The sequence below is a fragment of the Rhizobium esperanzae genome (assembly GCF_014197615.1).
Lineage (GTDB): Bacteria > Pseudomonadota > Alphaproteobacteria > Rhizobiales > Rhizobiaceae > Rhizobium > Rhizobium esperanzae_A.
Window position 1 is genome coordinate 228,606 of the sequence record NZ_JACIFY010000005.1, and the last position, 12,632, is coordinate 241,237.

At 62.1% G+C, this 12,632-nt stretch carries 15 protein-coding genes and 1 other RNA gene; 8 read left to right on the forward strand and 8 right to left on the reverse strand.

Going from position 1 to position 12,632, the window contains the following annotated elements:
- The first annotated feature begins 387 nt into the window (after positions 1–387).
- Genes recF through GGD57_RS09405 form a run of 3 tightly spaced genes read left to right on the forward strand, consistent with a single transcriptional unit; the run spans position 388 to position 2,812 of the window.
- Positions 388–1,512 carry a DNA replication/repair protein RecF gene (recF, locus tag GGD57_RS09395; RefSeq protein ID WP_184469018.1) on the forward strand — a complete coding sequence of 375 codons (1,125 nt, stop codon included), beginning with the start codon at positions 388–390 and terminating at the stop codon, positions 1,510–1,512.
- A complete protein-coding gene (locus GGD57_RS09400) occupies positions 1,509–2,327 on the forward strand; it encodes a molybdopterin-synthase adenylyltransferase MoeB (protein ID WP_184469020.1) in 819 nt (272 codons plus the stop codon). The genes recF and GGD57_RS09400 overlap by 4 nt, the downstream gene beginning before the upstream one ends.
- Complete coding sequence (locus tag GGD57_RS09405; protein ID WP_184469022.1) at positions 2,324–2,812, forward strand: GNAT family N-acetyltransferase; 489 nt, start codon at positions 2,324–2,326, stop codon at positions 2,810–2,812. The genes GGD57_RS09400 and GGD57_RS09405 overlap by 4 nt, the downstream gene beginning before the upstream one ends.
- Before the next feature lie 9 nt (positions 2,813–2,821).
- Here the strand turns inward: GGD57_RS09405 and GGD57_RS09410 are convergent, their stop codons facing one another.
- The gene (locus GGD57_RS09410) at positions 2,822–3,823 is read right to left on the reverse strand and encodes a 2-hydroxyacid dehydrogenase (RefSeq protein WP_097612357.1); all 1,002 of its coding nucleotides are present in this window, start codon (positions 3,821–3,823) and stop codon (positions 2,822–2,824) included.
- 184 nt (positions 3,824–4,007) lie between these two features.
- Between GGD57_RS09410 and GGD57_RS09415 the strand changes: the two genes are divergently transcribed.
- Positions 4,008–4,547 (forward strand): SH3 domain-containing protein, encoded by a 540-nt coding sequence (locus GGD57_RS09415; RefSeq protein ID WP_184469025.1) that lies wholly within the window; start codon positions 4,008–4,010, stop codon positions 4,545–4,547.
- Here the strand turns inward: GGD57_RS09415 and GGD57_RS09420 are convergent.
- A complete protein-coding gene (locus GGD57_RS09420; RefSeq protein ID WP_184469027.1) occupies positions 4,540–5,532 on the reverse strand; it encodes an adenosine kinase in 993 nt (330 codons plus the stop codon). The genes GGD57_RS09415 and GGD57_RS09420 overlap by 8 nt on opposite strands.
- Positions 5,533–5,947: 415 nt before the next feature.
- Between GGD57_RS09420 and GGD57_RS09425 the strand changes: the two genes are divergently transcribed.
- Complete coding sequence (locus GGD57_RS09425; RefSeq protein WP_184469029.1) at positions 5,948–6,895, forward strand: AEC family transporter; 948 nt, start codon at positions 5,948–5,950, stop codon at positions 6,893–6,895.
- A gap of 68 nt (positions 6,896–6,963) precedes the next feature.
- Here GGD57_RS09425 and GGD57_RS09430 read toward each other — a convergent pair whose 3' ends face one another.
- Complete coding sequence (locus GGD57_RS09430; protein WP_184469031.1) at positions 6,964–7,530, reverse strand: c-type cytochrome; 567 nt, start codon at positions 7,528–7,530, stop codon at positions 6,964–6,966.
- Between the two features lie 154 nt (positions 7,531–7,684).
- On the opposite strand from GGD57_RS09430, the gene GGD57_RS09435 reads away from it, so the two are divergent.
- Together GGD57_RS09435 and GGD57_RS09440 are read left to right on the forward strand one after the other, a co-directional pair.
- On the forward strand, positions 7,685–8,440 hold the full coding sequence (locus GGD57_RS09435) for a 3-deoxy-manno-octulosonate cytidylyltransferase (protein ID WP_184469033.1): 756 nt from the start codon (positions 7,685–7,687) through the stop codon (positions 8,438–8,440).
- A 10-nt stretch (positions 8,441–8,450) separates the two neighbouring features.
- Entirely contained in the window at positions 8,451–9,305 is an 855-nt protein-coding gene (locus GGD57_RS09440; protein ID WP_184469035.1) for a prephenate dehydratase, read from the forward strand.
- A 20-nt stretch (positions 9,306–9,325) separates the two neighbouring features.
- On the opposite strand, the gene GGD57_RS09445 is transcribed toward GGD57_RS09440, so the two are convergent.
- The 5 genes from GGD57_RS09445 to GGD57_RS09465 form a co-directional block, all read right to left on the reverse strand.
- Complete coding sequence (locus GGD57_RS09445) at positions 9,326–9,694, reverse strand: VOC family protein (RefSeq protein WP_184469037.1); 369 nt, start codon at positions 9,692–9,694, stop codon at positions 9,326–9,328.
- A 236-nt stretch (positions 9,695–9,930) separates the two neighbouring features.
- The gene (locus tag GGD57_RS09450) at positions 9,931–10,191 is read right to left on the reverse strand and encodes a hypothetical protein (protein ID WP_184469039.1); all 261 of its coding nucleotides are present in this window, start codon (positions 10,189–10,191) and stop codon (positions 9,931–9,933) included.
- Between the two features lie 142 nt (positions 10,192–10,333).
- On the reverse strand, positions 10,334–11,029 hold the full coding sequence (locus GGD57_RS09455) for a helix-turn-helix transcriptional regulator (protein WP_184469041.1): 696 nt from the start codon (positions 11,027–11,029) through the stop codon (positions 10,334–10,336).
- Between the two features lie 4 nt (positions 11,030–11,033).
- The gene (gene nudC, locus GGD57_RS09460) at positions 11,034–11,993 is read right to left on the reverse strand and encodes an NAD(+) diphosphatase (protein WP_184469043.1); all 960 of its coding nucleotides are present in this window, start codon (positions 11,991–11,993) and stop codon (positions 11,034–11,036) included.
- Positions 11,990–12,400 (reverse strand): HIT domain-containing protein, encoded by a 411-nt coding sequence (locus GGD57_RS09465; RefSeq protein ID WP_184469045.1) that lies wholly within the window; start codon positions 12,398–12,400, stop codon positions 11,990–11,992. Before GGD57_RS09465 ends, nudC begins: the two co-directional genes overlap by 4 nt.
- An 89-nt stretch (positions 12,401–12,489) precedes the next feature.
- Between GGD57_RS09465 and ffs the strand changes: the two genes are divergently transcribed.
- An RNA gene (ffs, locus tag GGD57_RS09470) (signal recognition particle sRNA small type) lies at positions 12,490–12,586 on the forward strand.
- The last annotated feature ends 46 nt before the right edge of the window (positions 12,587–12,632 follow it).

Sequence of the window (12,632 nt, forward strand, 5' to 3'; positions counted from 1 at the left end):
TTCATCACTCTCTAATACTTAATAGTTCGTTTACCATATCGTTTTTACGGGATAACTCAACTCTACAGTTGCAAAATTCAACCGACTTTTTTTGGGCTTTACGTTACGTCAGGAGCCGCGGATGGACGCGGCAAAACCCCGGATATCCAAGGCTTGAGGTGATCGATAACAGCTGTGGGCGGGACTGGTTCGATGAAGCCAGCCTATCCGCGCGGTGGTTGTATTTTTAGAACAATCTGGAAAGCGCCCCTACGCCGTGAGGCCGCCGGACAACAGAATGCGGCCACGGAGGCTACCTCGAAAATCCGTCCGGGGCAGCAAAGCTCAGTGCCTTGCCATCATCGCCGCTTAGGCTTAGCTGTCACGTTTCACGATTCCGGACATTCGATGCCGCACAAGGTTTCTCTTTCCCGTCTGAAGCTGACAGACTTCCGAAATTATGCGTCGGCGGCGCTAACCCTTGACGGCCGGCATGCCGTGCTGACGGGAGACAACGGCGCCGGCAAAACCAATCTCATGGAGGCCGTCTCGCTGCTTTCGCCTGGCCGCGGCCTGCGCCGCGCTGCCTATGGCGACATTACCCGTGTCGGCGCGGCCGGCGGTTTTTCGATCTTCGCGGCGCTCGACGGGATGGAAGGCGACGTCGAGATCGGCACCGGCATCGAAACCGGCGAGGAAAGCACCGCCCGCAGGCTGCGGATCAACGGCACCCCTGCCAAAACAGCAGACGAACTGACCGATCATCTGCGTCTTCTCTGGCTGACGCCGGCGATGGACGGCCTGTTTACCGGCGCCTCCTCCGACCGGCGCCGCTTTCTCGATCGGCTGGTGCTGTCGCTCGATCCCGCCCATGGCCGCCGCGCCAGCGATTTCGAGCGCGCCATGCGCAGCCGCAACAAGTTGCTGGATGAAGGCCGCTTCGATCCCTCCTGGCTTGCCGGCATCGAGGAACAAATGGCAAGCCTCGGCATCGCCATGGCGCTCGCCCGGCAGGAAATGCTCGGCCTGCTGACCCGGCTGATCGAGGAGACCCGCGAGAGTTCACCTTTTCCATCGGCATCGCTGCAGCTTTCGGGTTTCATGGACGGTCAGTTTTCACGGCCCTCGGTCGACCTCGAGGATGATTATGCGGCAATGCTGGCGGAGAGCCGCTACCGCGACGCCGGCGCGGGACGCACGCTCGACGGGCCGCATCGGGCCGATCTCATCGTCCATCACCGCGAAAAGGCGATGGAGGCGGAACGCTGCTCGACCGGCGAGCAGAAGGCGCTGCTCGTCGGTCTGGTGCTTGCGCATGCGCGGCTGGTCGGCAATCTCACCGGCCATGCGCCGATCCTGCTGCTCGACGAGATCGCCGCCCATCTCGACGAGAACAGGCGCGCCGCGCTGTTCGACCTCATCGACGGCCTCGGCGGCCAGGCCTTCATGACCGGAACGGATCGCTCGATGTTTTCGGCGTTGGGCGACAGAGCACAGGTCTTCACAGTGGCCGACGGAAGGGTGTTCGAATGACCGAAGCGGCTTTTCCCAGCCTCGGGCGTCATGATAACATTGGCGCCATGGAACCGCTCAGCCCTGACGAAATCGCGCGCTATCACCGCCACATCCTGCTGCCGGAGATCGGCGGTGCAGGCCAGCAGAGGTTGAAGGCCGCCCGCGTGCTGGTGATCGGCGCCGGCGGCCTCGGCGCACCGATCCTGCAATATCTGGCGGCAGCCGGCGTCGGCACGCTCGGCATCGTCGATGACGACCGGGTATCGCTGTCGAACCTGCAGCGCCAGGTCATCCATGATTCCGGCACGATCGGGGAGTTGAAGACGGAAAGCGCAGCGCTTGCCATCACGAGACTCAATCCGCATGTCCGGCTCATCCGCTTCGAGGAACGGTTTTCCCACGAGACTGCCCGCCGGCAACTCTCCGGCTTCGATCTGCTGATCGACGGCTCCGACAATTTCGACACGCGTTACACCGCCGCCGATGCAGCTGAGGAAACGCGCATCCCGCTTGTCACCGGTGCCGTCGGGCGCTTCGACGGTTCGCTGACGGTACTCAAGCCCTATGAGAGCGGCGAAGACGGGACCCCCAACCCCAGATATCGCGACCTGTTTCCGGAAGCGCCGCCAGCGGGGCTCATTCCCGCCTGCGCCGAGGCCGGCGTCATCGGCGCGCTGACCGGCGTTATCGGCACGATGATGGCGATGGAAGCGATCAAACTCGTCACCGGCACCGGCGAGCCGCTGGTCGGACGGCTGCTGCTCTATGACGCGCTTGCGGCCCGCTTCGACACCGTCCGCTATAAGCGCCGCCGCGCAAGGCAGGCTGGATGATGATCGTCCGTCTCGACCAGGACTTCACACGCTGGGATGAATTGCTGGCGCTTATCCTCGCCGCCTTCGCTTCGATGAACGGCAGGATCGATCCGCCATCCTCTGCGCTCAAGCTGACGACCGAGTCACTGGCTGAAAAGGCCAGAGCCGAGATCGGCCATGCCGCCCTCGACGGTGAAAAGTTGGTCGGCTGCCTTTTCCTGCGGCCGGAGGCCGATTGTCTCTATGTCGGCAAGCTTGCCGTTCTGCCTGAGGCGCAGGGCAAGGGCCTCGGCAAACGGCTGCTGGCAATTGCCGAGGAGACGGCCGCGTCGCTGGGGCTTGCCGCCTTAAGGCTGGAAACACGCATCGAGCTCACCGACAATCACGCCGTCTTTGCCGCCTGGGGATTTTCCAGAACCGCCGAGAAGGCGCATCCGGGCTTTGCCAGGACGACCTTCGTCGAGATGCGCAAGGTCCTTGCATCTCAGACCCGCACCGACTGAATGAAGCCTTCAACGCCCCGGCAGCACCCGGTTCGGCGGTCTGTGGCCGTCGATGAAGGTGCGGATATTGATGATCACCTTGTCGCCCATGTCAATGCGGCCTTCGATCGTCGCCGAACTCATATGCGGCAGCAGCACGACCTTGCCCTCATTGGCGAGCTTGACGAGCTTCGGATTGACGGCGGGTTCGTTTTCGAAGACGTCGAGGCCGGCGCCGGCGATCCGGCCCTCCCTCAGAGACTTGATCAGCGCGGCTTCATCGACCACGTCGCCGCGCGCGGTGTTGACGAGATAGGCCGTCGGCTGCAGCAGCGCCAGACGGCGCGCCGAGATCAGGTGGAAAGTTGCCGGCGTCGACGGGCAATTGACCGAGACGATGTCGACGCGGGCGAGCATCTGGTCGAGGCTTTCCCAATAGGTCGCCTCCAGCTCGTCCTCGACGGCCGGATTGACGCGCTTGCGGTTGTGGTAGTGAATCGACAGGCCGAAAGCCTTGGCGCGGCGGGCGACTGCCGTGCCGATGCGGCCCATGCCGACAATGCCGATGCGCTTGCCGTGAATGCGCCGGCCGAGCATCCAGGTGGGAGACCAGCCGGCCCATTCACCCGGCTTGTCGGTCAGCACGCGGGCGCCCTCGCCGAGCCTTCTCGGAACCGCGAGAATCAGCGCCATCGTCATGTCGGCGGTGTCTTCGGTCAGGACGTTCGGCGTGTTGGTGACGGTGATGCCCTTGCGCGCCGCCGCCTCGACGTCGATGTGGTCCGTGCCGTTGGAGAAGCTCGCAATCAGCTTCATCTGCGGCCCCGCCGCATCGATCAGCGCCGCATCGATGCGATCGGTGACGGTCGGCACCAGCACGTCGGCGGTCCTGACGGCGGCGATCAGCTCGGGAACGGAGCGCGGCGTGTCGTCGATGTTCAGCTCGGCGTCGAAGAGTTCCCGCATGCGGGTTTCGACGGCGTCGGGCAACTTGCGGGTGATGTAGACCTTCGGTTTTTTCTTCGCTGTCATGGCTGACTATGGTGCCTTGTTCAGAGGTCTTTAACCAAGAGGGGTGATAATTTTCCCATCCGGGCATTTTCTACCAGACCCGCACGCGAAGACAAACAAAACTCGTGGTGCAGCCGGGGAATGTCACAACCCGGACCGCGAACAGGCCGGGCCTGCCCGCGAATTCGAGCAAACGGAAACTTCCATGCGCAGCAAATTCCTGAAGTCCTGCCTCGCCCTTGTCATCGCTCTGGCCGCATCCATGGAAACCGTCGAATTTGCCCACGCGCAGGCCGCCAAGGGGCCAAGCGGGCTGCCGTTGCCGCGATTCGTCACGCTGAAATCCAAACGCGTCAACCTGCGCATCGGCCCGGGAACGGATTATGCGGTTTCATGGATGTATCTGAAATCCGGCCTGCCGGTCGAGATCATCCAGGAATACGACAACTGGCGCCGCATCCGCGATGCCGACGGCACCGAAGGCTGGGTCAACCAGTCGCTGCTGTCAGGCCAGCGCGCGGCGATCGCCGCGCCGTGGATGAAGGCCAAGGGCAAGGGCGTCTTTGTCAATCTGCGCCGCGAGGCGCTGCCCTCCGCCTCGATCGTCGCCAAGCTGGAACCCGGCGTGATGGTGACGATCGGTGAGTGTAACGGCGACTGGTGCCGCGCAGAAACCGACGGCGCCTCCGGCTGGGTGGCGCAGTCGGAGATCTGGGGCGCCTATCCCGGCGAAGCCTTCAAATAAGCCCAGCCTGTTTGGCGGCCTCGGAAAGCGAGGTCATCGGGCGCGGACCGATCTGCTGGATGACGATGCCGGCAGCAAGGCAGCCGAGCTTGCCGCAATCCTCCAGAGAGCGTCCCTGCGTGTAGCCATAGAGGAAGCCGGAGGCGAAGAGATCACCGGCACCCGTCGTATCCACAACTTCTCGGATTTTGATCGCATTGACGTAATAACGCTCGCTGCCCTTGAGGATAACGGCGCCGTCCTCGCTCATCGTCACGGCGGCGATCTTGCAATCGGCGGCGATCCTATTCAGCGCCTCTTCGAAATCGTCGGTTTCGTAGAGCGACAGCGCTTCCTGGCGATTGGCGAAGACGATATCGACCTTGCCGGAGCGCATCAGATCGAGGAATTCGCCGCGATAGCGGCCGACGCAGAAACTGTCGGACAGTGTCATCGACATTTCGCGGCCGTTTTCATGGGCGATACGGGCGCAATCGAGGATCGCTTCCTTGGCGCGCGGCGGATCCCAGAGGTAACCTTCGAAATAGGTAACCCTGGCGTCGGCCACGACATCGACCTCGACGTCCTCGGGACCGAGCTCGACGCAGGCGCCGAGATAGGTGTTCATCGAACGCTCTCCATCCTCGGTGACGAAGATCATCGAACGCGCCGTCGGCGGGAATGTGCCCTTGGGCTTCGTCTGGTAGTGAACGCCCTGGGCGCGGATGTCGTGCGTGAAGATGTCGCCGAGCTGATCGGCGGCGACATTGCCGAAATAGGCGGCCTTGCCGCCGAGGTTCGCCACACCCGCGGCCGTATTGCCGGCGCTGCCGCCGGAGGCTTCGAGCGCCGGCCCCATGCGCGAATACAAGAGTTCGGCGCGCTCGGCATCGATGAGGTTCATCGCCGCCTTGGTGATCTGATTGTCAATAAGGAACTGGTCGTCGCAACGGGCAATAATGTCCACGATTGCGTTGCCGACTGTCAGAACGTCGAATCTTGTCATGAAATGGGGAGTCCCGGATTAGTGATAGCCGGGGTTCGGTCTTAGCGAAATTTCCGCGGTTTGGAAGGATAAATGGCGCATCGCCATCTATTTCTTCGCAAAAGTGCCGCTTATTCGTCATGTCCCTGTCATCTTCAAAATCTAGATATACTCGCAGGAAGACCGGCATGAGCAGCTTTCAGTTGCAGCCGGGCGCACGAGGGATGATCCCTTCGATCTTACCGGCGCGATGCTGACCACGGATGAACTGGCAGCTTCGCGATCTTTCCGGCAGCGCCGGAGCGGAAAAGCGGGCCGTGCCCGCTTTTTTTGCGTTGCGGATGCCGCAGCTGCCGGATCGGCGGCGATTGGCTTTTCAATCCAGACGGTTTGCTGCTAGAGGTCAGATACTCCCCCCGCGCAAAGCAGCCTCCCAATGTCAGCCATCATTCTCGACGTCCTTCCCATTTTCATCCTGATCCTCATCGGCTGGGTGATCGTCCGCAGCGGCTTGATGGCGTCGAATGTCGGCGATGCGCTCAGCGAATTCGTCTTCAAGATCGCCGTGCCGCTCCTGCTTTTCCGCACCATCGCCGAGGCGGATTTTCACGGCGCCTCGCCTTTCCGCCTCTGGATCGTCTATTTCTCCGGCGTTGCCATCGCCTGGGCGGCCGGCCATATCGCCGCCACCCGCTTTTTCGGCCGCGACGAGCGGATCGGCGTGCTGGCCGGCGTTTCCTCGGCCTTCGCCAACAATGTTTTCATCGGACTGCCGCTCGTCCAGCGGACCGTCGGCGACGAGGGGCTGGTGGCATTGTCGATCCTGCTCGCCGTGCATCTGCCCGTGATGATGGTCGCCGGCACGGTGCTGATGGAGCATGCCGAGCGCAAGATCGCCGGCAAAAGCGACCGCAGCATGGTGTTCGTCCTTCGCCAGATTGCCATCAATCTCATCCGCAATCCGCTGGTGATCGGGCTTGCAGCCGGCATGGCCGTGCATCTTTCCGGTCTCACCATGCCAACGGCGATGGCATCGGTCGTCGGGCAGATCGCCGGTATTGCCGGTCCGGCGGCGCTGATATCACTCGGGATGGCGCTGGAGAAATACGGCGTCTCCGGCAATCTCGGCATCGCCAGCGTCACCTCGGCCTGCAAGCTGCTGCTGCTGCCGGGCTGCGTCTGGACCGCGAGCCGCCTGCTCGGCCTCAGCCCCGAATGGACGGCAGCGATCGTGCTGACCTCATCTGTACCGACAGGGGTCAACGCCTGGCTGATCGCCAATCGCTTCGGCGTCGGCCACAGCCTCGCCGCCTCGACGATCACCGTGACGACAGCGCTCGGCGCCATCACGGTCTCGCTCTGGGCCTATTTCCTCGGCGCGTGAAATTCCCCGCACAATGAAAAGCCCGGCTTGTGGCCGGGCTCCAGTGTCATCGGAAGATGCTGCAGCGTTTACTGCGTCGCCGTCTTCGGATCCGGCAGCGGTACCGGCGAATCGGCCAGCGTGTGCAGGTAGAGGATGACGTTGGCGCGGTCCTGATCCTTCGGAAGACCGGCAAAGCCCATGGCGGTGCCGGGAACGTCCTTCTTCGGCGCCGTCAGGAATTTGTTGAGGAATTCGAAAGTCCACTTCTCGCTGCTGCCCTTGGAGAAATCCTTCATGGCGGCGGAATAGGCGAAGCCTTCATGCGAGGCGATCGGGCGATCTACGACACCAAAGAGGTTAGGACCGACCTTGTTCGGTCCCCCTTTGGTGCCGTCATGACAGGCCTGACACTTCTTGAAGACCGTTTCACCGGCCTTGGCATCGGCAGAAGCGAGCAATTGCGCGATCGGAACGGCAGCAGCGGCAGGCGCAGCTTCACCGCCAGCGGCGGACGCCTCTTCGGCAACGATCGCAAAACCTTCCTTCTCCGGCGCTTCGGAATGGAAGATCCCCTCGGACGCGATAGAGACCGACATCAGAACGAAAATCGTTCCGAGCAGCGCCCCCACGGCCGTATTGACGTATGAATTCATCTGCAATGCTCCCCTTGCAGCCGGCAGACCATAAACCGGACCATCTTGAAATCGCGCGGAACCTATGTCTTTTGGTTGATCGTTGCAACTGTCTAAATGGTCTTGTGCGTGAGACTTTTTGACACTTTTCAGCCCGGAATAGAAGGCCCGAACAATGAGTGATTCAAATTTAGATAGCGCGCTCGTGTTGATCCCGGCGCGCATGGCCTCCACCCGGCTTCCGGGCAAGCCGCTCGCCGATATTTGCGGACTGCCGATGATCGTCCAGGTGGCGATGCGCGCCAAGGAGGCAGCCATCGGCCGCGTGGTCGTTGCCGTCGACGATCAGCAGGTGTTCGATACCGTTTCTGCCGCCGGCTTTGAAGTCGTGATGACCAGCAGGGATCACCAATCGGGCTCAGACCGCATCTTCGAAGCGCTGACCAAGGTCGATCCGGACGGGAAGGCGAAATTCATCGTCAACGTCCAGGGCGATCTGCCGACGATCGAGCCGGAAACGGTGCGGGCGGCTTTGCGCCCTCTCGAGGACGATGCGGTCGATATCGGCACGCTGACCATCGAAATCGACAATGAGGAGGACAAGACGGCGGCGCACATCGTCAAGGTCATCGGATCGCCGATTTCCGCCACCCGCCTGCGTAGCCTCTACTTCACCCGCGCCACGGCGCCTTACGGCCAAGGGCCGCTCTACCATCATATCGGCCTCTATGCCTATCGGCGCGCCGCACTCGAGCGGTTCGTCTCGCTCGGCCCGTCGACGCTCGAAAGGCGCGAATCGCTGGAGCAGTTGCGGGCACTGGAGGCCGGCATGCGCATCGATGCCGAGATCGTTGACACGGTTCCGCTCGGTGTCGATACTCCAGCCGACCTCGAAAAAGCGCGGCGCATCCTTTCCGCAAAGTCGAACTGACGGAACCATCATGAACATCAAGACCAACAGGATCGCCTTCCAGGGCGAATTCGGCGCCAATTCCGACATGGCCTGCCGCGACATGTTTCCGACCATGGAGCCGCTGCCCTGCCAGACCTTCGAGGATGCGTTCACGGCGGTCGACAACGGCGACGCCGATATCGGGATGATCCCGATCGAGAACACGATCGCCGGGCGCGTCGCCGACATCCATCATTTGCTGCCGGAATCGCGCCTCCACATCATCGGCGAGTATTTCATGCCGATCCGCTTCCAGCTGATGGTGCTGCCCGGTGTCACCAAGGACGAGATCCGCACGGTGCACAGCCATATCCACGCGCTCGGCCAGTGCCGCAAGATCGTGCGCTCTCACGGCTGGAAGCCTGTCATCGCCGGCGATACGGCAGGGGCGGCAAAGCTCGTGAAGGAAACCGGCGACCGGTCGATGGCGGCGCTTGCGCCACGCCTTGCCGCCGATCTCTACGGGCTCGAGATCGTCGCCGAGAATGTCGAGGATACGGAAAACAACGTCACCCGTTTCGTCATCCTGTCGCGTGACGAGGAATGGGCGCAACGCAGTTCGGCGGAGGAAAAGGTCGTCACCACCTTCGTTTTCAACGTCCGCAACATTCCGGCTGCGCTCTACAAGGCGCTCGGCGGGTTTGCCACCAACAACATCAACATGACGAAGCTCGAAAGTTACCAGCTCGGCGGAAAATTCGTGGCGACGCAGTTCTACGCCGATATCGAAGGCCATCCGAACGATCCGAATGTGCGCCGGGCTTTGGAAGAACTGCGGTTCTTCTCCGAGAAAGTCCGCATCCTCGGCGTCTACAAGGGGCATGTGATGCGCGGCCTGCTTTAAGCAGGCCGCTCATTCGGCAGTTATTTGTCCGGCTCACAGACGCGAAGGCGATGACCATCGGGATCGAGCACGACGAAGGTCGGGCCGAAATCGAGTTCGGTCAATTCCTGGGCGATCGGCAGGCCGCGCTGGCGCCAATCCTCATAATGGCTGGCGACTGCATTTTCCCCCGTCACCATGAAGGCCACCTCGCCGCGGTTGCCGATGGCGGAGGGCTGCGGCTCGACCTTGCTGCGCCGCCAGAGGCCGAGTGTGAAGCCGCCATCGAGTGGAAAGGCGACGAAATTCGGCGCTTCCACGGCCGGTTCGCGGTTCAGCAGGTTGCGGTAGAAGCTGGCGCTTTCGCCCGGGTCCTTGACGTAGAGGATAATCAGATTGGGGCTGGTCATTTCGGTTCTCCCTTTGCTGTGAAATGCGGTCGCCGAGCACCATCTGCTGACAATTTCTGGCAGCAGCATACCAAGGGCGTTGCCATCGCAACGCCCCGGTCTCGTCGGGCGGAATGTCGGTGATGAGACGGATTAGAGCATGTCGCGCAAAAGTGTGCAGCGGTTTTGCGAGAACGACATGCGTAAAAACAAAGAGCTAAAGCGCGGAGAGCGAATCTGAAAGATCGCGACGCGCTTTAGAGCGAGAAACGGCCCCCGCGGCGCGGGTCGCGTCCATCGATGAAGCCGAGGTCGCGCTTGCGGGAATCCGGCATCGCCTCAAGGTCGAGGCCGGAGCGGCTTGCGCTCGGAATGCGGAACAGGTCCATCGCCAGGCGCAGCAGGCCGAAGCGGGCCGACTGCCGGACGTCGGTAAAGGTTTCTGCCGAAATGATATCGGCGAAATTATCGGTGGCGAACCGGTCGCCGGCCTGCTGAATGACTGGAGGCGTTACCATGATCAGTACTCCTTCCCCGCGCATCGGCACGATGCGCAAAACCTGGATGCCACAGCGTCCTTGCGTGTCCGAAGACGCGCGGCGCTGTAGCGGATTGGTACTGATAATAACGCCGCCTGCTGACAGTTTATGGCAGCAGCGTTCAGCTCTCCATCGGCACGTCCTGCGTTTCGCGCCATTCCTTGAGGAGCACCGTGCGGCGGCGTGGATACCGCGTCTCGTGGACCGCCATATCGATGATGCGGTCGGTGCGGAAATGGCGGAAATCCTGGCGCAATTCGCACCAGGCCATGATGATGCGCACATGCTCGAAATAGCCGAGCGCGAAAGGCCAGACGCGGCGGCGCGAGATCCGGCCCTGCTCGTCGCCGTAGTGCAGTTCGAGCACACGCTCCAGACGGATCGCCTTGCGGATGGCCGAAACATCAGCCTTGTCCTCGTCCTGGCGCTTGCGGCCAACGAAGAGTGTCGCCGAATCGATCGTCTCACGCATATCGGCCGGCAGCACGGCGGCGATCTTGGCGAGCGCATCGGCGCCGGCACCGGCAAGGCGCGGTTCGGCGGCGCGGGCCACCCAGCGCGAGCCAAGCACCAGCGCCTCCAGTTCCTCTTCGGAAAACATCATCGGCGGCAGCATGAAGCCCGGCTTCAGCACGTAGCCGATACCGGCTTCGCCTTCGATCATCGCACCCTGGGCCTGCAGGCTGGCAATATCGCGATAGAGCGTGCGCAGGCTGACGCCGGTCTCCTCTGCGAGAACCGTGCCGGTCACCGGCCTGCGATAACGCCGAAGCGTCTGGAGCAGCGTCAGCAGCCGTTCCGAGCGGGCGACCGGCATGGCGCTAGCGCTTCCACTCCACCCAGTCGCGCATCAGGCGGTGGGCGATCGCCCCTTTCGGCGGAGTGGCCTTGCCCGTCGCGCTCGGGCGTTCCAGCATCTCGATGGTTTCCTCGCGGGTGAACCAGCGGCAATCCTCGAGTTCCGTCTCGTCGCGCGTGATTTCGGTGGATTTGGCCTCGGCGTAACAGCCGATCATCAGCGAATGCGGCATCGGCCAGGGCTGCGAGGCGTGATAGCGGATGCGGCCAGTGCGGATGCCGGATTCCTCCAGCGTTTCCCGGCGCACGGCATTCTCGATGGTCTCGCCGGGTTCGAGGAAGCCGGCAAGGCAGGAATACATGCCGGGGGCGAAATGCGGGCTGCGGCCGAGCAGGCAGAGGTCGCGGCTCTCATCGATCGTCAGCATGATGACGACGGGGTCGGTGCGCGGGAAGATCATGTGCTCGCAGGCGGCGCAGACACGTTTGTAGCCGCCGATATGGATCTCCATCGCCGCACCGCAGCGGCCGCAGAAGCGGTTGTCGCCATTCCAGCGGATGAGGCTCGCGGCCTGGGCGAATTCGCCTAGCAGCACCTCGTCGATCAGCATTTCGCGAAACAGCGAGCGGCCGTCGGCGGGTTTATATTGACTGGCGAGATCATCGACATTGACGCCGACAGGAACGGCCAGACGCGGCTCGCCCGATTTGCGGTAGCCGAGAAGCACCGTCTCGTCCCAATCCGGCTGCAATTCCTGGAGTTCGTAGCGGGCGAAAAGCGGGTCGAGCACCTGGCCGTCATGCTTCAGCACCAGCTTATCCCCGGCGAAGGCGAAGATATGGGTGCCTTCCCTCGCCAGCGCCTTTTCGACGGAGCGTTCGTCGCGATGCTCGGAATCACGATTGAGGTCGTTGGCGGCAAAGGCTGTGAGATTGCTGGGTTCGGGATGCGGCACATCCGAATCGAAAAGCGAATGACTCATGATGAAAGGGCTTCCCGCAGCTTTTCTATGAATTCGTCTCTCTTTCCGTCCTCGTAAGGCTCCGCGCGCCCGAAGCCCCAGACGGGACCCGGCCAGTTGGCATCGCCTTCGAAGCGGGCAATGACATGAACATGAAGCTGGCGGACGATATTGCCAAGAGCCCCGATATTGATTTTTGTCGCGTCAGTGATCTTCTTCAGTGCATTGGCGACCAGTTCCGTCTCGAAGGCAAGCAGCACCTGGTCGAGCGGCGTTAGCTCGAAGATTTCGGTAATATCAGCCCGGCGTGGCACGAGAATGAGCCAGGGCCAGCGGGCATCCTTCGACAATCTGAGATCACAGAGACCGGTGATCATGACGCTGACGCTGTCGTTTTCCAGCCGGGGGTCTAGTTCGAACGCGTTCAAGGGGCATTCCTCCTGTCTTTTCCAACGACTAGCAGTTTTTTTGCATGTTGGCTTGCTTTTGATGACGATATTGCCGATATGTGCATTCGGGAGGTTGGTGGTGGACGAGCCACTCGCCAACCGGGTCAGGTCCGGAAGGAAGCAGCCCTAACGAGCCCGGCACGGGTCATCGTGCCAGCCTCCCACCTTCTCTCCACGAAATGCCCGACGATCCCGGGCGACAAGCAGGGCG